Annotated in this window: 19 protein-coding genes and 1 pseudogene; 13 read left to right on the top strand and 7 right to left on the bottom strand. The window is 72.1% G+C overall.

Features of this window, described 5'->3' with window-relative positions:
* Positions 1–39: 39 nt before the first annotated feature.
* The 3 genes from KDK95_RS14415 to KDK95_RS14405 all read right to left on the bottom strand — a co-directional run bounded on the left by KDK95_RS14415 (position 40) and on the right by KDK95_RS14405 (position 2,967).
* Complete coding sequence (locus tag KDK95_RS14415; RefSeq protein WP_212518656.1) at positions 40–777, bottom strand: type 1 glutamine amidotransferase; 738 nt, start codon at positions 775–777, stop codon at positions 40–42.
* A 5-nt stretch (positions 778–782) separates the two neighbouring features.
* Positions 783–2,054: a Mur ligase family protein gene (locus KDK95_RS14410; RefSeq protein ID WP_212518655.1), complete on the bottom strand. Its 1,272-nt coding sequence runs from the start codon at positions 2,052–2,054 to the stop codon at positions 783–785.
* Between the two features lie 133 nt (positions 2,055–2,187).
* Complete coding sequence (locus KDK95_RS14405; RefSeq protein WP_212518654.1) at positions 2,188–2,967, bottom strand: hypothetical protein; 780 nt, start codon at positions 2,965–2,967, stop codon at positions 2,188–2,190.
* Between the two features lie 388 nt (positions 2,968–3,355).
* Between KDK95_RS14405 and KDK95_RS14400 the strand changes: the two genes are divergently transcribed.
* The gene (locus tag KDK95_RS14400) at positions 3,356–5,902 is read left to right on the top strand and encodes a DEAD/DEAH box helicase (protein WP_212518653.1); all 2,547 of its coding nucleotides are present in this window, start codon (positions 3,356–3,358) and stop codon (positions 5,900–5,902) included.
* A gap of 44 nt (positions 5,903–5,946) precedes the next feature.
* Here KDK95_RS14400 and KDK95_RS14395 read toward each other — a convergent pair whose 3' ends face one another.
* Positions 5,947–6,549: a Uma2 family endonuclease gene (locus KDK95_RS14395; RefSeq protein ID WP_212518652.1), complete on the bottom strand. Its 603-nt coding sequence runs from the start codon at positions 6,547–6,549 to the stop codon at positions 5,947–5,949.
* A 189-nt stretch (positions 6,550–6,738) separates the two neighbouring features.
* Here KDK95_RS14395 and KDK95_RS14390 point away from each other — a divergent pair, with 189 nt between their 5' ends.
* The 10 genes and pseudogenes from KDK95_RS14390 to KDK95_RS14345 all read left to right on the top strand — a co-directional run bounded on the left by KDK95_RS14390 (position 6,739) and on the right by KDK95_RS14345 (position 14,418).
* A complete protein-coding gene (locus tag KDK95_RS14390; protein WP_212518651.1) occupies positions 6,739–7,194 on the top strand; it encodes a hypothetical protein in 456 nt (151 codons plus the stop codon).
* A gap of 154 nt (positions 7,195–7,348) precedes the next feature.
* Positions 7,349–7,987: an ACT domain-containing protein gene (locus tag KDK95_RS14385; protein ID WP_212518650.1), complete on the top strand. Its 639-nt coding sequence runs from the start codon at positions 7,349–7,351 to the stop codon at positions 7,985–7,987.
* A 464-nt stretch (positions 7,988–8,451) separates the two neighbouring features.
* On the top strand, positions 8,452–9,648 hold the full coding sequence (locus tag KDK95_RS14380; RefSeq protein WP_249161246.1) for an ArsB/NhaD family transporter: 1,197 nt from the start codon (positions 8,452–8,454) through the stop codon (positions 9,646–9,648).
* 468 nt (positions 9,649–10,116) lie between these two features.
* On the top strand, positions 10,117–10,749 hold the full coding sequence (locus tag KDK95_RS14375; RefSeq protein ID WP_212518648.1) for a riboflavin synthase: 633 nt from the start codon (positions 10,117–10,119) through the stop codon (positions 10,747–10,749).
* Positions 10,746–11,420 (top strand): nicotinamide riboside transporter PnuC, encoded by a 675-nt coding sequence (pnuC, locus tag KDK95_RS14370; RefSeq protein ID WP_212518647.1) that lies wholly within the window; start codon positions 10,746–10,748, stop codon positions 11,418–11,420. The genes KDK95_RS14375 and pnuC overlap by 4 nt, the downstream gene beginning before the upstream one ends.
* A pseudogene (gene ribB / locus KDK95_RS14365) lies at positions 11,417–12,040 on the top strand (3,4-dihydroxy-2-butanone-4-phosphate synthase); the annotation flags it as partial. The gene pnuC and the pseudogene ribB, both read left to right, overlap by 4 nt.
* 79 nt (positions 12,041–12,119) lie before the next feature.
* Entirely contained in the window at positions 12,120–12,614 is a 495-nt protein-coding gene (gene ribH, locus KDK95_RS14360; protein ID WP_212518645.1) for a 6,7-dimethyl-8-ribityllumazine synthase, read from the top strand.
* Positions 12,611–12,892: a phosphoribosyl-ATP diphosphatase gene (locus tag KDK95_RS14355; protein ID WP_212518644.1), complete on the top strand. Its 282-nt coding sequence runs from the start codon at positions 12,611–12,613 to the stop codon at positions 12,890–12,892. The genes ribH and KDK95_RS14355 overlap by 4 nt, the downstream gene beginning before the upstream one ends.
* A gap of 57 nt (positions 12,893–12,949) precedes the next feature.
* Positions 12,950–13,792, top strand: coding sequence for an ATP phosphoribosyltransferase (hisG, locus tag KDK95_RS14350; protein WP_212518643.1), 843 nt, complete (start codon positions 12,950–12,952; stop codon positions 13,790–13,792).
* An 83-nt stretch (positions 13,793–13,875) separates the two neighbouring features.
* The gene (locus KDK95_RS14345) at positions 13,876–14,418 is read left to right on the top strand and encodes a PH domain-containing protein (RefSeq protein ID WP_212518642.1); all 543 of its coding nucleotides are present in this window, start codon (positions 13,876–13,878) and stop codon (positions 14,416–14,418) included.
* Positions 14,419–14,424: 6 nt separating this feature from the next.
* Here the strand turns inward: KDK95_RS14345 and KDK95_RS14340 are convergent, their stop codons facing one another.
* The 3 genes from KDK95_RS14340 to KDK95_RS14330 all read right to left on the bottom strand — a co-directional run bounded on the left by KDK95_RS14340 (position 14,425) and on the right by KDK95_RS14330 (position 17,008).
* The gene (locus KDK95_RS14340) at positions 14,425–15,201 is read right to left on the bottom strand and encodes a class I SAM-dependent methyltransferase (RefSeq protein ID WP_212518641.1); all 777 of its coding nucleotides are present in this window, start codon (positions 15,199–15,201) and stop codon (positions 14,425–14,427) included.
* Positions 15,202–15,252: 51 nt separating this feature from the next.
* Positions 15,253–15,753 carry a hypothetical protein gene (locus KDK95_RS14335; RefSeq protein ID WP_212518640.1) on the bottom strand — a complete coding sequence of 167 codons (501 nt, stop codon included), beginning with the start codon at positions 15,751–15,753 and terminating at the stop codon, positions 15,253–15,255.
* A gap of 253 nt (positions 15,754–16,006) precedes the next feature.
* Positions 16,007–17,008, bottom strand: coding sequence for a TIGR03557 family F420-dependent LLM class oxidoreductase (locus tag KDK95_RS14330; protein WP_212518639.1), 1,002 nt, complete (start codon positions 17,006–17,008; stop codon positions 16,007–16,009).
* Between the two features lie 172 nt (positions 17,009–17,180).
* Here KDK95_RS14330 and KDK95_RS14325 point away from each other — a divergent pair, with 172 nt between their 5' ends.
* Together KDK95_RS14325 and KDK95_RS14320 are read left to right on the top strand one after the other, a co-directional pair.
* Positions 17,181–17,840 carry a VOC family protein gene (locus tag KDK95_RS14325; RefSeq protein ID WP_212518638.1) on the top strand — a complete coding sequence of 220 codons (660 nt, stop codon included), beginning with the start codon at positions 17,181–17,183 and terminating at the stop codon, positions 17,838–17,840.
* 66 nt (positions 17,841–17,906) lie between these two features.
* On the top strand, positions 17,907–18,419 hold the full coding sequence (locus KDK95_RS14320) for a P-loop nucleotide/nucleoside kinase family protein (protein WP_212518637.1): 513 nt from the start codon (positions 17,907–17,909) through the stop codon (positions 18,417–18,419).
* The last annotated feature ends 149 nt before the right edge of the window (positions 18,420–18,568 follow it).

The raw sequence follows: 18,568 nt of genomic DNA, 5'->3' as shown, positions 1-18,568 counted from the left end.
GCCGTCGGCGGCGGCAGCCACCGCCCTGGCGGCCTTAGATCAGGCCCCTACGGCGGCCAGCCGTTCGGCGCGCAGCTTCTCGTGCCAGACGTCGTCGGCCTTCGTGGGGGCCGGGTCGCCGTCGACCCAGCCGAGCAGCAGGTCGGCGAGCGCCGGGTTGCGGGCGAGGACCGGGCCGTGCAGGTACGTGCCGACGATCCGGCCGGCGTGCGCGCCGTCCACGCCCGCCCCGGCGCCGTTTCCGTTCCCGGAGCGCACGGTGGCGAGGGGCTTGGCATCCGCGCCGACCGCCGTCGTGCCCATGTGGTTCTCGAAGCCGGTCAGCCGGGGCAGCGGCCTGCCGCCCACGGTCAGCGCCGGGTCAGGCTGCGAGACGACCTCGCCGACGCAGCGCACCGTGCCGCGGCTCGAGGTGACGTCCAGCAGGCCGAGGCCAGGAAGCGTGCCCTGCTCGTCGTCGTGGAACGAGTGCCCCAGCAGCTGGAAGCCCGCGCACACGGACAGCACCGCGGCGCCGCCCTCCACCGCGCGCTGCAGCCCGTCGTCCTTGCGCAGCCGCTCGGCCGCGAGCCGCTGCGGCCGGTCCTCGCCGCCGCCGATCAGGTAGATGTCGCCCTGCACCGGCAGTGGCTGGTCGCTGCGCACGTTCAGCTGCTCGACCTCGTGCCCGCGCAGCCGCGCCCGATACGACATGATCAGGGCGTTGCCCTGATCGCCGTACGTGGAGAGCAGGTCCGGGTAGATCCAGACGATGCGCAGCGCGCTCTGTCCGGCCATGGTCTTCAGGCCCCGACTTTCTGTCGCAGTTGCTGGAACGCGGTGTAGTTCGCGATGACGTCGATCGCCCCGGCCGGAGCCGCGTCCACCGCCGCCTCCACGTCGTCGAACACCTGGAAGTCCACGCCCGCGACCTGCAGGCGCACCGCCAGGTCGAGCCGCCGCTGGCCGATCACCAGCACCCGGTGCCCGACGAGGCGGGTGTAGTCCACGTCCCACAGCCACGAGGTGTCCGTGCCGTCCGCGGACAGCGCGTTCACCGACAGCAGCACCGGGCCGCTCGGCGCCGCGCCGCGCGGCGAGACCAGGTCGAAGGTCTCCAGCCAGCCGGCCGGGTTCTTCGCCAGCAGCAGCCGCAGCGTCCTGCCGCGGTATGTCACCGTGTCATACCGGCCGGCCACGGCCGTGACGTGCTCCATGCGCTGTATCGCCACATGCGCCTCGACGCCGAACACCGCGGCGGTCGCCGCCGCGCTCACCGCGTTCGCCCGATTGGCACGGCCCGGCAGCTTCAGGCCGGTCAGCCCGACCCGGGCGCCGTCCGGGGCGACCAGCTCGTCGCCGTCCAGCGCCCACTGCGGCCGCGGACGGCGCATGTCGCACGAGCCGCAGCTCCAGTCGTCCGAGTCCAGGTGCAGCACACCGCCGCACTGCGGACAGGACCAGGCGTCGTCCTTCCAGCTCTGCCCGACGGCCACCCACACGACGTCGCGCGCCCGGCCGGCCGCCCACACCACCAGCGGGTCGTCGGCGTTCGCGATCACCGTCGCCGGGGTGTCGGCCAGCCCGTCGCGCCACTTCTGGGCCATCATCCGCGTCTCGGCGGCCCGGTCCAGCTGGTCGCGCGAGAGGTTCAGCAGAGCGATCGCCCGCGGCTTCGTCTGCTCGGCGACACCCGGCAGGTACTTCTCGTCGACCTCGATGACCGCGAACTCGGCGTCCCGGTCGTTGGCCATCGCCGCCGTGATCCCGGCGGGCATGTTGGCCCCCAGCGCGTTCGACGCCACCGGTCCCTTGGCCCGCAGCGCCTCCGCGACCAGCCGCGTCGTGGTGGTCTTGCCGTTCGTCGCCGAGATCAGCACGCACGCGCGCCCGGCCGTGAGCCGCCGCAGCAGCTCGGGATCCAGCTTCAGCGCGATCCGGCCGCCCACCACGGCCCCGGAGCCGCGGCCCGCCGCCCGGGAGACCGCGCCGGTCAGCTTCCCCGCGGCCACCGCCACCTTCGCCCGCGCGGGCAGCGGCGCCCCGGCCAGGGCGGGGCCCGAAGGTTCAGTCATCGTCACTCGTCCACCACACCGTTCGCCGTCCAGGGGTCCACGTGCACGCGGTCACCCTACCGAAGATCGCCGACACTCCCGCGCGACGACGTGGTTTCCACTGTGCAACGCGTCCCGCACATCCACCGGTGTATCAGAACAGCGCCAGGTCCGCGCAGGTGCGGTTGGTGCGGCGGCGCTCCGCCGCCGACTCCTCCGGCACCGCGATGTCCACCGGCTCGTTCAGATCGAACAGGTCCACCGTGACGGCGTGATCGTCCATCGGGTTGTCCGCCGGGGTCCAGTGCGGCAGCTCCAGCCGCAGCCGGGCGATCATCGGCCCGGTCGGCTCGTCGGTCTCGTCGTCCCAGCCAGAGGGCTCGACCAGCGCGCTCACCAGCAGCACCATCGCGCCGTGGTCGCGCAGCTGGCGGGCGAGCCTGGCCACCCGGCCGTCCGGATCGGTGGTCTTCGGCTTGAGCGTCACGGTGACCGGGGTCAGCTTCCGCTCGCCGACCTCCTCCGGCTTGCCCACGCCGAGGTTTCCGGAGGCCGCGCGCACGGCGGCCGCGAGCACGCCGGGGATCGCGTACGCGTGGATCCCGCAGGCGTCGGTCTCCGAGGTGTACTCCCAGCTCTGCTCGGCGTCCTCGGGCGCGTCCTGCAGCACCGGCGACCGGAACGCGGTCGAGCCGCGCCGGACGTACTCGTAGGTCGCCTTGCCGCGGATCACCGTCGCCCGGGACTCGCGCGCCGCGAAGTCCACCGTGCCCTCGACCATCACCGAGCCGGCGGCGTGCCGGCACTTCCACGTCGCCGACGTCGACGCGGCGGTCAGCGACTCCAGCAGATCGGCGATCTCCTCGCCGCTCACCGGCGCGCCCTCGCGCGCGGAGTCGGTCTTGCGTCCGGGCAGCAGCCTTCTCAGCACCATGGCCGCAAAGATTACCGGTCGAGCCTTAATGTATGGAAGACGTCGGCTGCGATCATCATGAGAACTCCGGGGCAGGTGGGAACGGACGTCGCCCGCGATGCGCTCCGCCCCCGATGAGATTTTCCGCGCGCAACTGACCGGTCGGCCGCGGGGTGGTCCGCGCCGTAGTCCGCGTTGCGGTCCGCCTCCGATGAGATTTTCCCCGCGCGCCGACGGGTCGGCCGCGGGGTGGTCCGCGCCGTCGCCCGCGATGCGGTCCGCCTCCGATGAGATTTTCCGCGCGCAGCTAACCGGTCGGCCGCGGGGTGGTCCGCGCCGTCGCCCGCGCCGTGCTCCATCCTGTCCCCGATGACTCCGAGCAGGTCCGCCGTCCTGAGATGATGTCCCGGTGAACCTCTTCGACCACCTGCCGGACACGACCGACCCGGACTCCCTGTACTCCGCGTTCGAGGCCTGGGTCGCCGGCCGCGGCATCGGCCTCTACCCGGCGCAGCAGGAGGCGCTGATCGAGCTGACCAGCGGCGGGAACGTCATCCTGGCCACCCCGACCGGCTCCGGCAAGTCCCTGGTCGCGGCGGGCGCGGTGTTCGCGGCCTTCGCCCGCGGGGAGCGGTCCTTCTACACCGCGCCGATCAAGGCGCTGGTCTCGGAGAAGTTCTTCGACCTCTGCGACGCCTTCGGGTCCGCGCAGGTCGGCATGATGACCGGCGACGCGTCGGTCAACCCGGGCGCGCCCATCATCTGCTGCACCGCCGAGGTGCTGGCCAACATCGCGCTGCGCGACGGCGCCCAGGCCGAGGCCGGGCTCGTGGTCATGGACGAGTTCCACTTCTACGCGGACCCGGACCGCGGCTGGGCCTGGCAGATCCCGCTGCTGGAGCTGCCGCAGAGCCAGTTCCTGCTGATGTCCGCCACCCTCGGCGAGGTCGAGCGCTTCGAGCTGGACCTCAAGCGGCGCACCGGCAAGGACACGGTCACCGTCCGCTCCGCCGAACGCCCGGTCCCGCTGTCGTACTCGTACCGGATGACTCCGCTGCACGAGACCGTCCAGGAGCTGCTGGAAGGCGGCCAGGCGCCGGTCTACATCGTGCACTTCACCCAGGCCGCGGCGATCGAGCGCGCCCAGTCGCTGATGAGCCTGAACGTGTGCTCGCGCGCGGAGAAGGACGCGATCGCCGAGCTGCTCGGCGGCTTCCGGTTCACCACCCGCTTCGGCCGCACGCTCTCGCGCTTCATCCGGCACGGCATCGGCGTGCACCACGCGGGCATGCTGCCCAAGTACCGCCGCCTCGTCGAGCGCCTGGCCCAGGCCGGCCTGCTCAAGGTCATCTGCGGCACCGACACCCTCGGCGTCGGCGTCAACGTGCCGATCCGGACCGTGCTGTTCACCGCCCTGTCCAAATACGACGGCCGCCGCTCCCGCCTGCTGCGCGCCCGCGAGTTCCACCAGATCGCCGGACGGGCCGGCCGGGCCGGCTTCGACACCATCGGCTACGTCGCCGCGCAGGCCCCCGACCACGTCATCGAGAACGAGCGCGCGCTCGCCAAGATCGGCGACGACCCGAAGCGGCGGCGCGGCTACACCCGGAAGAAGCCGCCGGAGGGCTTCGTCAACTGGAGCGACCAGACCTTCGAGAAGCTCATCGACGCCGAGCCCGAGCCGCTCGTCTCCCGCTTCCAGGTCACCCACGCGATGCTGCTGGCCATCATCGCCCGGCCCGGCAACGCCTTCGAGGCGATGCGCAAGCTGCTGACGGACAATCACGAGCCGCGCGCCGCCCAGCGCAAGCACATCCACCGCGCGATCGCCATCTACCGCTCGCTGCTGGACGCGGGCGTCGTCGAGCGCCTGGAGACCCCCGACGAGACCGGACGCACCGTCCGCCTCACCGTCGACCTCCAGCAGGACTTCGCCCTGAACCAGGCACTGTCCACCTTCGCGCTGGCCGCGTTCGACCTACTCGACCCCGAGTCCGCGTCCTACGCGCTCGACCTGCTCTCCATCATCGAGTCGATCCTCGACGACCCGCGCCAGATCCTGATCGCGCAGGAGAAGAAGGCGCGCGGCGAGGCCATCGCCGCGATGAAGGCCGACGGCGTCGAGTACGAGGAGCGGATGGAGCGCGTCGCCGACATCGCGTACCCGAAGCCGCTCGAGGAGATGCTCGAGCACGCCTACGCCACCTACCGCCGCGCCCACCCGTGGATCGGCGACCACCCGGTCAGCCCGAAGTCCGTGGTCCGCGAGATGTACGAGCAGGCGATGACCTTCGCCGACTTCATCGCCGCCTACGACCTGGCCCGCGTCGAGGGCATCGTGCTGCGCTACCTGGCCGACGCCTACCGCACGCTCAGCCACACCATCCCGGAGTCGATCAAGCGCGACGACCTCGTCGACCTGATCGAATGGCTCGGCGAGACGGTCCGGCAGATCGACTCCAGCCTCGTCGACGAGTGGGAGGCCCTGCGCAACCCCGAGGCGCACGCCGCGGCCCAGGCCGCCCTCGACGACGCGCCGCCCCCGGTCACCGGCAACCGCCGCGCCTTCCGGGTGCTCGTCCGCAACGCCCTGTTCCGCCGCGTCGAACTCGCCGCCCGCGACGAGGTCGAAGCCCTCGTCGCCCTCGACGCCGAGGACGCCGAAGGCCTCGAGCACACCGAGGAGTGGACCGGCCCCTGGGAGTTCGACGACTGGGACGAGGCGCTCGGCGACTACTTCGACGAGCACGAGGAACTCGGCACCGGCCCCGACGCCCGCGGCCCCAAGCTCTTCGAGATCGAGGAGGGCCCGACCGTCTGGAAGGCCCGCCAGATCCTCGACGACCCGGCCCACAACCACGACTGGCACCTGCGCGCCGAGGTCGACCTCGCCGCCTCCGACGCCGCCGGCCGCGCCATCCTCCGCGTCCTGGAGTTCGACCGCTTCGACGGCTGAGCCCGCCGAATCCGCCGTGCGGCGCCTGGCCGCACGGCAGTCGGTCAGAACTCTGCGGTGTCGATCGTCACGGGCGGGTCGAGTGGCAGCGTCACCGGCTTGCCGAACGGAATCTCATGCCGCTCCCGGTATTCATCCCCCTCCGGCACCGTGAAGAGCACGCACGTCTGGCGCTGCCTGTCGACGAGGAGGTACATCGGAATTCCGGAACGCGCGTATCCGGCGGCCTTCGCATAGTCGCGCCTGGCCTGTTTCGGTGAGGTCACCTCGACCGCGAGGAGGCATTCGCCACCCGGCAGGGCCCAGTGGGTCTCATTGCGCAGCAGTTCACGGGGCCAGACCGCGAGGTCCGGGATGTAGCAGTCGATCTCGGGTTCTTCGCACGACAGGTTCTCGTAGGCGCCGAACTCATTGGGCAGGCCGGCATCCACCGCGCTTCTGATCAAGCCGGTGATATATGCGTGCGCCGGCGCCGGCGCCGGCGTCGGTGACACGGTGATCTGCCCCTCCACGATCTCGACCCGGTAGCCCTCCGGCGGGTCGATCTCCGCATACACCGCACGCAGCACAGTCGCGTAGTTCCGCGTCGGATGGGGGGCGACCTCATCCTGCTCGCACATCGGAAGCTCTCGCGTCATGACAGACATACTCCCACCTCCCTCCAATGCCGGGAATTACGCGGCCCCGTTCGGGGCCGTCCGGACCAGCCTGACGGCCCGTCGGCTGCCAAGGCGGGTATTTCGGAAAGATCACCCTAACGGGCTAAAATCCGGCGCCTGACAGGTGCCTGACAGCGAAGGGATACGCAGTACGGGTGAATGGGGGAGACTGATCTCATGCTCGTCACGAACCACGTTCTGTCCGGCGCGATCATCGGGGCGACGGCGCGCGGCCCGTGGGCCGCGTTCGCCACGGGGTTCGCCTCGCACCTGGTGCTCGACGCGATTCCGCACTGGGGGCGGTTCGAGAGCCACGAGCACTTCATGCGGGTGGCGGTGGCGGACGGGCTGACCGGCCTGGCCGTCATGGGCGCGGCGACGGCGGCGGCGCGGCCGGCCGACCGGGTCGCGGTGTTCGCGGGAATGGCCGGCGCGGCGTTCCCCGACCTCAACAAGCCGTCGAAGATCTTCTTCGGGCACTCGTTCTTCCCACGCCGGTTCGACGAGTTCCACGGGCGGATACAGGACGAGGCGCCGGACCGGTTCCGCAGCCACGAGCTCGTCGCGGGGGCGCTGTTCGCGGCCGGCTTCGCAGGGCTCGTACTCGCTGGGCGGCGGCGCGGCCGCAGGTGACGCCGTGCGGCGGCGGATTCAGCCGGGTGGCGCAGTGTGACGTGGCTCGCGCACCCCGGTTGTGACCCGGACGCAACGGTGTGGAAACGGCGGGCGGTTTGACTGGATCGTGCCCGGGCACGGACCGCTCGGCGGCGCGCCGGACGGAGAGGACATGAGTATGCTGCTCAGGCTGCGACTGTGGGTGGCGGACCGACCGGGGGCGCTCGGTCAGGTCACCCGGGAACTCGGCGCGTGCGGCGCGGACATCGTGCAGGTCAACGTGCTCAGCCGGGAGCAGGGGCGGGCGCTCGACGAGATCACCGTGTTCATGCCGGAGGAGCACCGGCGCCCCGCGCTGGAGGCTGCGCTGCGCGGCCTCGGCGGCGTCACGCTCGAGGGGATGCGGCCCTCCGGCGAGGTGCCCGGCGCGTTCCCCGACCTCGACCTGCTCGGCCGGATCGCCGCCGACCCGCGCGCCGCGCTGAACCTGCTGGCCGACGCGCTGCCGCGCATCCTCGGCGCCGACTGGGCCCTCGTGCTCTCGCAGGAGCCGGGCGGCGCGGTCGTGGCGCGCAGCTGGGATGCGCCGGCCGAGCCCGTGCTGCCCGACCTGCCGCCGCGCGCGAGCGCCGTGACCTTCGGCTCGGCGCACTACGCGTCGGCGCCGGTCGGCGCCAGCGGCGTGCGCGTGCTGGTCTGCCGGCTCGGCGACCCGAACTTCCACCGCTTCGAGGTGCTGCGGCTCACCAGGCTGGCCGAGGTCACCTCGGCGGTGGCGGGGGCGCGACTGATGCCCAGGGCGCGCGCCTGACCACAGATAACAGGCCCAACCCGAGCGGAGCGGACGCAAGGGGCGGTGAGACCTCGGCGAAGGGGCCCAGGTGAGGGCGGCGAGACCGCGGCGGGGTGAGACCGCGGCGAAGGGGCGGACGCAAGGGGCGGTGAGACCTCGGCGAAGGGGCGGAGCTGAGGGGCGGCGAGACCGCGGCGCAAGGGCAGCGGCGAAAGGCGGGGAAAAATCTCAGCGAAGCATCGGGAGGTGAGGCGCGGGGGCCGTAGCGAAGGGGCCGAGGTGAGGTGCGGCGGCGAATCCCGGCGAAGGGGCGGACGCTTGGCACGGCGAACCCACCGCGCACCCGCGGCGAAGCGCCGGATGACGTGACGGGCGCAAGCGGCACGTAACTCCGGGCATTTCGGACATAGGTTGTGCAATGGTGCCCGCTCTCGCCTGCAGACCTGGACCCCGGTGGACTTTCCCGGATCTTGGGCGGAAGAATGCGCCGGGTGACACGCCTCCGCCCGCATCCGCTGGATCTGCTCGCGCTCGGGTTGCTGGGGGTCGGGATCCTGTGCTGGGCCACGGGGGCGCTGCCTGCCGCGGACGCCGGTGCGATCATCGATCGGATCCGGCCGATCCTGGCGTTTCTGTTCAGCGTCGTGATCCTGGCGGAGCTGACGAGTCAGGCGCAGACGTTCGATGTGCTGGCGACGCGGCTCGCGATCATTTCGCGGGGGCGGTTCGCGGTGCTGTTCCTGCTGTGCGTGCTGCTGGCGGTGCTGGTCACCGTGGGGTTGAACCTCGACACGACGGCGGTGCTGCTCACGCCGATCATGCTGGCGCTCGCGGATCGGGCGGGGGTGGCGCCGCTGCCGCTCGCGGTGACGACGGCGTTCCTGGCGAACACGGCGAGCCTGCTGCTGCCGGTCGGCAATCTGACGAACCTGCTCGCGGCCGACCGGGTCGCGCTGCCGACCGCCGAGTTCGCGGCGCGGATGGCGGCGCCGGAGGCCGTCAGCGTGGCGGCGACGATGATCGTGCTGTGGGTCTTCTTCTGGCGGCGCGGGCGGCGGGGCGGGGCCGCGAGGTTCACCCCGCCGGCGCCGTTCCGGCCCGCCGATCCGGTGCTGTGCACGTTCGCCGGGGTCGCGTGCGCGCTGTTCGTCATCGCGATCGTCGCGGGGGCGCCGCTGGCGCTCGCGTCGGCGGCCGCGGCGGGAGTCACCGTCGTCGCGTTCTTCTTCCGGCGGCGCGAGCAGCTGCGCTGGTCGCTGCTGCCGTGGCGGCTGATCGCGAACGTGGTCGGGATGTTCCTGATCGTCGAGACGCTGAGCGTGCACGGGCTGGACACGCTCGTGGGGCATCTCATCGGCACGGACGGCGGATTCGTCGGGCAGTTGCGGGCCGCGGGTACGGGGCTGGGGCTGGCGAACGCCGTCAACAACCTTCCCGCCTACATCGCCGGCGAGGCCGTCATCCCGCTGGGAAACCACACTCAGCTGCTCGCGCTGCTGATCGGCACCAACGCCGGTCCGCTGATCACGCCGTGGGGCTCGCTGGCCATGCTGCTGTGGTTCGAACGCTGCAACGCCGCGGGACTCGCCGTGCCCAAGCGCGCGGTGCTTATCTCAGGGTCCGTGCTCGCGGTGCTCGCCGTCGGCGGGGCCACGCTGGCGCTCGCCGCCACCTCCTGAGACCGGCGCGGCCGGATCCCCTGCCGCACCGACGCGTCGCCGCGGCCGGATGTGACAGGAACCACCCGGCAATCCGCTGGACACGGGAATGAGATCGCATGGCACACTGTTGCGTAGAGACGACAGCGTGCCCCGGGGTCGGTGAAACTCCGAACCGGCGGTTACAGTCCGCGACCCGGCTGGCTCTGGCGACAGAGCCGAAGGTTGACCCGGTGAAACTCCGGGACCGACGGTGATCGGCGGTCGACTCGCAGCGCGAAGCGCGGCGGGCGGCGGCCGAAAGTCCGGATGGGAGGCGGCACGCGGGACGTCGGCCCGGCCGCGCCCGGTCGAACGTGCCCCGACACGGCAGTCGGGGGCAGCATTCCGCGTTCGGCTCGCAGGTGCCGTGCCGCCGCACGCCCCGTCCTTCCGCCTCCCGCGATCCCTCGGAGCACCAGACCAGGTGTGGATGAGGGAGCAACTGCGGTGTTCACCGGAATCATCGAGGAACTCGGCGAGATCGTCGCCATCGAGAACCTGCCCGACGCCGCGCGCTACACGGTGCGCGGCCCCGTCGTCACCTCGGACGCCGTCCACGGCGCGTCCATCGCCGTCAACGGCGTCTGCCTGACCGTCGTCGACGAGACCGGCGCGGCCAGCCTCAAGGGCGGCGAGTTCACCGCCGACGTGATGGCCGAGTCGCTCAGCCGCTCCAGCCTCGGCGACCTCAAGCCCGGCGACCCGGTCAACCTCGAGCGCCCGATGGTGGCGAACGGCCGCTTCGGCGGGCACATCGTGCAGGGCCACGTCGACGGCACCGGCACCGTTCTGGAGCGCACCCCCGGCGAGCACTGGGAGCTGGTGCGCGTCTCGCTGCCCGCCGGCCTGGCCCGCTACGTCGTGGAGAAGGGCTCGATCACGGTCGACGGCATCAGCCTCACCGTCAGCGACATCACCGACGGCGAGCAGCCGGACTTCACCGTCTCGCTGATCCCGGCGACCCTCGCGCAGACCACCCTCGGGGTCAAGCAGCCGGGCGCCCGGGTCAACCTCGAGGTCGACGTGATCGCCAAGTACACCGAGAAGCTGCTCGGCGCCGCCGCCGGGAGCGCCCGGTGAACGGCCTGTTCGGCTGGGCGAACGCGGTCGCCTTCCAGCTCGGCGGCGAAACCGTGCGCTGGTCCGATCTGCTGGGCAACCTGCTCGGCCTGGCGACCGTCGCCCTCGCGATACGCCGGTCCCTGTGGGCCTGGCCGGTGCAGATCACCGGCGCGATCCTGCTGTTCGGCGCCTCGATGTCGGTGCACCTCGGCGGCAACGCCGCGCGGCAGCTCGTGGTCGTCGCCGCCGCCTCCTACGGCTGGTGGCGCTGGAACCGGCAGCGCGGCGCGGAGCACCCGCAGGGAGTCACGATCCGCTGGGCCCGCGGCGCCGAGCGGCTCGCGCTGCTCGGCTTCCTCGCCGTCGGCACCCTCGGCTTCGCCTGGCTGCTCTCGGCCACCCACTCCTCCTGGGCCCCGCTGCCCGACGCGTACATCTTCGTGGGCTCGCTCGCCGCGACACTGTGCCAGGGGCGCGGCTGGGTCGAGTTCTGGTTCGTCTGGATCGCGGTGGACGTGGTCGGCGTGCCGCTCGCCTTCCACAGCGGGCTGCCGGTCTCCGGCTTCACCTACGCGGTCTACTTCGTGCTGGTCATCGCGGGGCTGCGGCAGTGGATCCGGCTCGCCCGCACCGCCCCGGCGCCCGCCCCGATCGAGTCCGCCCCCGTCGTCGAAGGAGTCCACGCATGAACGCCACGCTGCAGGCCGCCGACACCGGCCTCGACACGATCGAGACCGCGCTGCTGGAGATCGCCGCCGGCCGGCCAGTCGTGGTCGTCGACGACGAGGACCGGGAGAACGAGGGCGACATCATCTTCGCCGCCGAGCACGCCACCCCGGAGCTGCTGGCCTTCACGGTCCGCTACTCCAGCGGCGTGATCTGCGCCCCGATGTACGACGACCGGGCCGACGCGCTGGACCTGCCGCCGATGACCGCGGTCAACCAGGACCGCAAGGGCACCGCGTTCACCGTCACCGTGGACGCGCGCGAGGGCGTGACCACCGGGATCAGCGCGGCCGACCGGGCGCACACCATCCGGCTGCTCTCGGCCCGGGGCACCGGGCCGGACGACCTGACCCGGCCGGGACACGTCTTCCCGCTGCGCGCCCGGCCCGGCGGCGTGATCGAGCGCCCCGGGCACACCGAGGCGGCCGTCGACCTGGCCCGGCTGGCCGGGCTCAACCCGGTGGGCGTCCTGGTCGAGATCGTCAACGACGACGGCACCATGGCGCGGCTCCCCGAACTGCGCGCGTTCGCGCGCGAGCATGGTCTCGCGCTGATCTCGATCGCGGACCTGATCGCATACCGGACGGCGCACCGGGTCTGACCCGGTGAAGCGATAACGTCTGTTTCCAGCAGCTCGACACGGTACGAAGGAGCACTCCGAAGTGGCAGGCAGCGGAGCCCCCGAGCTCGGCATCAACCCGGCGGACCTCAAGCGCTGCGCGCACCTGCGCGTCGCGATCGTGGCCGCCCAGTGGCACACCGAGGTGATGGACGCCCTCGTGACCAACGCCGTCAAGGCGCTGGCCGAGCACGGGATCGACGAGCCCACGCTCGTGCGCGTCCCCGGCTGCTTCGAGCTGCCGGTCGCCGCGCACGCGCTGGCCAAGAACCGCTACGACGCGATCGTCGCGCTGGGCGTGGTCATCCGCGGCGGCACCCCGCACTTCGAGTACGTCTGCCAGGCGGCCACCGACGGCCTGACCAAGGTCGCCGTCGAGTCCGGCATCCCGGTCGGCTTCGGCGTGCTCACCACGGACGACGAGCAGCAGGCGATCGACCGCGCCGGCCTGCCCGGCTCCGCCGAGGACAAGGGCCGCGAGGCCGCGCTCAGCGCCGTCGCCACCGCGCTGACCCTGAAGAACCTGGGGGAGCGGTGAGCGGGGAGCGCGCGCCGAAGACCTTCGAGGCGCTGTTCGAGGAGCTCAAGGCGAAGGCCGCGGCGGGCACGCCGGGCTCGCGGACCGTGGAGCTGGTCCAGGCCGGCGTGCACGCGATCGGCAAGAAGGTCGTCGAGGAGGCCGCCGAGGTGTGGATGGCCGCCGAGCACGAGGGCGACGAGCGCACCGCCGAGGAGATCAGCCAGCTGCTGTACCACCTGCAGGTGCTGATGGTCGCGCGCGGCATCTCGCTCGACGACGTCTACCGGACTCTGTAACGTCGGTATCCAGTGGATTACCGGGAAATCACCATCGAGAAGGACGGAAACAGCCCCATGCTTCGCATCGCCGTGCCCAACAAGGGATCCCTCTCCGAGGCGGCGGGCGAGATGCTCCATGAGGCCGGCTACCGGCAGCGCAAGGACCGCGAGCTGATGGTGATCGACCCGGACGCCGGGGTCGAGCTGTTCTACCTGCGGCCGCGCGACATCGCGGTGTACGTGGGCTCCGGGCGGCTCGACATCGGGATCACCGGACGCGATCTGCTGCTCGACTCGCGTGCCGACGCCGAGGAGATCCTGCCGCTCGGCTTCGGCAAGTCCACCTTCCGCTTCGCCGGGCGGCCGGGCACCGGGTCCACGCTCGAGGACCTCAAGGGCCGCCGGATCGCCACCTCGTACCCGGGCATCGTGCAGTCGCACCTGGACCGGGCCGGCGTGCCGGCCGAGGTGGTCAAGCTGGACGGCGCCGTGGAGATCTCCATCCAGCTCGGCGTGGCCGACGTGATCGCGGACGTGGTCTCGACCGGCACGACGCTGCGGCAGGCGGGCCTGGAGCTGATCGGCTCACCGATCCTCGAGTCCGAGGCCGTGGTGATCAAGCGGCGCGACGCCGATCCCGCCCCGGGCACGGAGCAGTTCCTGCGCCGGCTGCAGGGCGTCCTGGTGGCGCGCAAGTACGTGATGATGGACTACGACATCCGCGCGGAGCGGCTGCAGGAGGCGGTGGACCTGACGCCGGGTCTCGAGTCGCCCACGGTCAGTCCGCTGCATTCGGAGGGCTGGGTCGCGGTGCGCGCGATGGTGCCGCGGGAGCGGACCCAGAGCATCATGGACGACCTCTGGGAGATCGGCGCACGCGCTATCCTCGTGACCGACATCAGGGCGTGCCGCATCTAGGCCGGATCTCGTACGTGGCCTGGAATTCGCGGGTTCTCGGCCGGTTGCTCGGACCCTGCACGGCTACACCGGAGTAGAAGCGGATGGACTCGATGGCGCCGAACGGACACCCGTTCCGCGGGCGGGACGGCGCCGAGTTCGGCGGTGGGGAGCTGGGCGGCCCGGGCGGCGGCCGGAGCGGCGAACTGCCCGCGCTGCCGGTGACCTGGCGGCCGCACCGCACCCGGACGATCATCTACACCGTGGCCGCCGTTCTGGCGGGCAGCATGACGGCGATCGCCGCCACGCTGCCGTCGGACGGCGGCGAGCCGTGGCCGCTGCCGGACCGGATCGCCTTCGCCTGCATCGGTTTCGCGGGCGCCGTCGTGCTGATGGTGCTCGCCCGGCCGAAGGCCGTCGCCGACGCCGAGGGGCTGACCGTCGTCAACATGCTGCGTACCCACCGGCTCGAGTGGGCGCAGATCGTGACCGTGAACCTGCGCTCGGGCGACCCGTGGGTGCTGCTCGACCTCGACGACGGCACGACGCTCTCGGTGATGGGCATCCAGCCGGCCGACGGGCTCAACGCCGCGCGCTCGGCGGTCGCCGAGCTGCGGGCGCTGGTGGACTACTACTCGTACAACTGAGCCGCGCTACGCGGGGGTCGCCTTGATCAGCACGAGGGACCCGTCGAAGGACGGCTGCGTGCGCAGGTGACCGTGCCGCGCGTCCCAGGCCCCTGACTCGATCGCCTCGCTCAGCGCCTCGACGTACCGCGCGGCGCGCTGCTCGTCGACGAGGCTCCAGGCGGAGCAGGCCTTGCGCGCCTCGGGATCGAGGAGCGCTTCCGGGCGGCCGTAGTAGGCCTCGATGAAGCCGTCGGTGCAGTCGAAGGGGATGGGGATCTGCGTCACCTCGACGATGCCGCCGAGCGTCTCGGCGATCTCGCCGATCGTGGGGTACCGTCGCGCCTCGATCTCCATCATCTCCGGCGCGTACTCGGCCAGCCAGTAGTCCCGGACGCGGTCCGGGTCGCCGCCGACGACGACCACCGGGCCGCGGGCGACGCGGCGCATCTCGCGCAGGCCCGCCTTAAGGTCGCTCCACTGGTGCACGCTGTAGGTGGTCATCGCGGCGTCGAAGGCGTCGTCCGGGAACGGGAGCGCCTCGGCGACCGCGTCGATCGCGGGGGAGAGGTGCGCCGGTCGCTGCGCGCGCATCGTGGCGGACGGCTCGACCGCAGTTACCTCAAAGGCCTGCGACTCGTAGGATCCGGTGCCGGCCCCGACGTTCACGAGCGTCTTCGCGCCCGCCAGCGCCTGCTCGATGACCGCCGCGATCCGCGGCTCGGGCCGCCGGTAGCCCGCGTAGCCGGTGCCGATCCTGCCGTAGTCCGCGTCGCCCGCGCTGCCGTCCTGTGTGCGTCCCATCCTCGTACGCTAGCAGGATGATCGAATTGAACACAGGGATCTGATTCGCTCTCAGAGCAGCCCGAGGACCCCGCCCACCACGCCGCCGACCAGTCCGCCGAGGCCCCCGCCGCTCGACGAGGCGGTGGAGCTCGCCGTCGCGGTGCTCGATGACGAGGCCGAGGCGCTCGACTTCGCCGTGCCAGAGCTCTGCGTCGCGGACGTGGTCGGATCGGCGGGCTCGGTCTGCCCGGTGGCCTGCGCGCCCTGGGCCCCCTGCGCCGGGCTGCTCGGGATCGTGCCGGTGGCCGCCGCGTTGACCTGGCCGGTGGTCTCGACGGTGCCGGGATCGGCGCTGCGGACGCTGACCGGGCCGCCGTTCGCGCCGTCGCCGGGGAAGGACCGGTCGGAGACCGTGGCGGCCGGGCTCGGCGAGGGGGAGGGGCTCGCACCGCTCTGCAGCAGGGCGACGACCACGCCGACGACCGCCATCCCGAACAGCCCGGACACCAGCACCTCGACGGTCTTGCGGACCCGTCCCGGCTCGCGCTCGCGACGCCGCCTGCGGCTCATCCCCGCCTCGCTCCCGATTTTCGTATGTTCAGCTCAGCGGGTCGCCGTTCGAATGTACGAATCCGTTCGCGCCCGCGGGTACGAGTCTGGCGCATCGGCGGGCCTCACGGGGCCGTTTTGCCCAAAAATGCATATGCAATTGCGCCACCCTTGCGGGGTACCGCCCGCCAGGGCGGACGCGAAAAGCGGCCCCGCCCCCGCCCCGGACACGCGGGACGGGGGCGGGGAGGTTCGCGGTCTGCGCGGCCGGAGGCTACCGGCTGAGCTTGGGGAGCACCTCGCGGCCGAACGCCTCGATCCACTCGGTCTGGTTGCGCCCGACGTTGTGCAGGTAGATGCGGTCGAAGCCCAGGTCGAGGTAGCGCTGGATCTCGGCGCGGTGCACGTCCGGGTCCGCGCTGATGACCATCCGGCCGTCGAAGTCCTCCGGGCGGACCAGCTTGGCCATCTGCTCGAAGTGGTACGGCGAGCGGATGTCGCCCTTGTCGAACTTCATCCCGCCGTTGGGCCACTCGGTCATCGCGTTGGCCAGCGCCTGCTCGTCGGTCTCGGCCCAGGACAGGTGCAGCTGCAGGATCTTCGGCATGGTCTCCGGGTCCTTGCCCGCCTCGCGGGCGCCCTCGGCGAACTTGCCGAGCACCATCTCGATCTTCGCCGGCGCCGCGCCCGGGGTGATGATGCCGTCGGCGAGCCTGCCGGTGCGCTTGGCGTTGAGCGGGCCCGCGGTGGCGATGTAGATCTCCGGGTCCTGCTCCGGGACGGTCCACAGCCGGCAGGTCTCGAGCTGGAAGTACCTGCCCGCGTGCTTGGTCTCCTTGCCGGTGCGGCCGGAGGCGAACAGCTTCTTGATGATCTCCAGGGCCTCCCACATGCGCGCCGAGCGCTCCGGGCCCTCCGGCCAGTAGCCGCCGACCACGTGCTCGTTCAGCGCCTCGCCCGCGCCGAGGCCGAGCCAGTGCCGGCCCGGGTACATCGCGGCCAGCGTCGCCGAGGCCTGCGCCACGATCGCCGGGTGCATCTTGAAGGACGGGCAGGTCACGCCGGGGCCGAGGTCGCCCTGGGTGCGCGCGCCGATCGCGGTCAGCACGTTCCAGACGAACGGGGCGCTGCCCTGCTGCGGCACCCACGGCTGGAAGTGGTCGGCGGCCATCACGCCGGTGAACCCGGCGGCCTCGGCCGCGGCGCTGTAGCCGGTGACCTCGATGGGCCCGAACTGCTCGAGCATCGCCGCGTAGCCGATGTGGGGTGAGCTCATCACCGTTCTCCTGACATCCCGTTCGTGATCCGTCACGGCAACTCTATGGGCTGTCCGGGTGGGGCGCCCTGGTGGCCCGACCGTACGACTTCCGCGGGCCGAGCGTACGACTTCCGGTGACAGAACCTGTCGATGCGTATCGATTTGTCCCGGGCCGGGTAGGGTCAGAGACATGCGTCTCGACCACATCTCCTACGCCGTCGAACTCGACGCGTTCTCCTCGACCGTCTCCCGGCTCGGCTCGCTGCTCGGCGCCCCGTTCCGGGACGGCGGCGTGCACCCGCGCTTCGGCACCCGCAACGCGGTGCTGCCGCTGCCCGACGGGGCCTACGTCGAGGTCGTCGCCCCGCTCGAGCACCCGGCGACCGATTCGGCGCCGTTCGGGCGGGCGGTCAAGCGGCGGGCCGAGCTCGGCGGCGGCTGGCTCGGCTGGGTGGTCGGGGTCGAGGACCTGGGGCCGTTCGAGAAGCGGCTCGGGCGCGAGGCGGCCCAGGGGCAGCGAAGGCGGCCGGACGGCAAGCTGCTGGAGTGGCACCAGATCGGCGTGCTCGACCTGATCGACGACCCGCAGCTGCCCTACCTGATCTGCTGGGACTGCCCGCCCGAGCTGCACCCCTCGTACGGCGCGGAGCCGCTGCCGGAGATCGACCGGCTGGAGATCTCCGGGGACCGGGACCTGGTGCTCGGCTGGCTCGGCGACCCGGAGCACGATCCGCTGCCGGAGCTGAAGGTCAACTGGCTCGAGCCCGCCGACCTGCGCAACGCCTACGACGAGGCGGGGCTGGTGGCGGTGGACTTCCGCACCGAGAACGGCCCGGTGCGCATCGACTGATCCGCGCGGCGGGCACGGGGCCGCCCGGCCTTCCGCCTTAACCAGGCCTTATGGCAGAGTTCTGGCATGCTGATTGCGATGGCCGGACTGCCCGCCTCGGGCAAGAGCTCGATCGCCGCCGGCCTCGGCGGCTCGCTGTCCGCGGCCCTCGTCTCGGTGGACCCGATCGAGGCGGCGCTGCGCCGCTCCGGGATCGGCCGCGACCAGCCGACCGGGCTCGCCGCCTACCTCGTCGCCGAGGCGGTGGCGGACGGGATCCTCGCCGTGGGCCAGAGCGTGATCGTCGACGCGGTCAACGCGGTCGAGCCGGCCCGCCGGCAGTGGCGCGCGCTCGCCGCCCGGCGCCGGGTGCGCCTGGCCTTCATCGAGGTCGTCTGCTCCTCGCCCCAGCTGCACCGGCGCCGGCTGGAGGAACGCGACCGCGGCATCGAGGGCTTCGAGGACCCGACCTGGGACGACGTCGAACGGGTGCGCGCCGGGTACGAGCCCTGGACCGATCGCCGGCTGGTGCTCGACTCCGTCGCCGGGCTGCCCGAGAACATCAAGCACGCCCTCGAGTTCATCGCCGGGCTGCGCTGACCGAGCCGCCCGCGGCGGCGGGCCGCGCTCAGGACGAGGAGAGCGGGAACGGCTGCGGCGGACCTCCGGTCGGGCAGTCCGCCGGGACCAGAATCGTCAGCCCGCCGAACTCGATCTCCACGTCCGGACCCACCCGCACGACGATCTCC

The organism is Actinospica acidithermotolerans (assembly GCF_018139625.1).
GTDB lineage: Bacteria > Actinomycetota > Actinomycetes > Streptomycetales > Catenulisporaceae > Actinospica > Actinospica acidithermotolerans.
This window is presented reverse-complemented; position numbering and strand designations above follow the sequence as displayed.

Excerpts from the sequence above, each read along its gene's own strand:
- KDK95_RS14415 (WP_212518656.1), bottom strand. The coding sequence starts at position 777 with ATGGCCGGACAGAGCGCGCTGCGCATCGTCTGGATCTACCCGGACCTG.
- KDK95_RS14410 (WP_212518655.1), bottom strand. The coding sequence starts at position 2,054 with ATGACTGAACCTTCGGGCCCCGCCCTGGCCGGGGCGCCGCTGCCCGCG.
- KDK95_RS14405 (WP_212518654.1), bottom strand. The coding sequence starts at position 2,967 with ATGGTGCTGAGAAGGCTGCTGCCCGGACGCAAGACCGACTCCGCGCGC.
- KDK95_RS14395 (WP_212518652.1), bottom strand. The coding sequence starts at position 6,549 with ATGTCTGTCATGACGCGAGAGCTTCCGATGTGCGAGCAGGATGAGGTC.
- KDK95_RS14390 (WP_212518651.1), top strand. The coding sequence starts at position 6,739 with ATGCTCGTCACGAACCACGTTCTGTCCGGCGCGATCATCGGGGCGACG.
- KDK95_RS14385 (WP_212518650.1), top strand. The coding sequence starts at position 7,349 with ATGAGTATGCTGCTCAGGCTGCGACTGTGGGTGGCGGACCGACCGGGG.
- KDK95_RS14380 (WP_249161246.1), top strand. The coding sequence starts at position 8,452 with ATGCGCCGGGTGACACGCCTCCGCCCGCATCCGCTGGATCTGCTCGCG.
- hisG (WP_212518643.1), top strand. The coding sequence starts at position 12,950 with ATGCTTCGCATCGCCGTGCCCAACAAGGGATCCCTCTCCGAGGCGGCG.
- KDK95_RS14345 (WP_212518642.1), top strand. The coding sequence starts at position 13,876 with ATGGACTCGATGGCGCCGAACGGACACCCGTTCCGCGGGCGGGACGGC.
- KDK95_RS14340 (WP_212518641.1), bottom strand. The coding sequence starts at position 15,201 with ATGGGACGCACACAGGACGGCAGCGCGGGCGACGCGGACTACGGCAGG.
- KDK95_RS14335 (WP_212518640.1), bottom strand. The coding sequence starts at position 15,753 with ATGAGCCGCAGGCGGCGTCGCGAGCGCGAGCCGGGACGGGTCCGCAAG.
- KDK95_RS14330 (WP_212518639.1), bottom strand. The coding sequence starts at position 17,008 with ATGAGCTCACCCCACATCGGCTACGCGGCGATGCTCGAGCAGTTCGGG.
- KDK95_RS14325 (WP_212518638.1), top strand. The coding sequence starts at position 17,181 with ATGCGTCTCGACCACATCTCCTACGCCGTCGAACTCGACGCGTTCTCC.
- KDK95_RS14320 (WP_212518637.1), top strand. The coding sequence starts at position 17,907 with ATGCTGATTGCGATGGCCGGACTGCCCGCCTCGGGCAAGAGCTCGATC.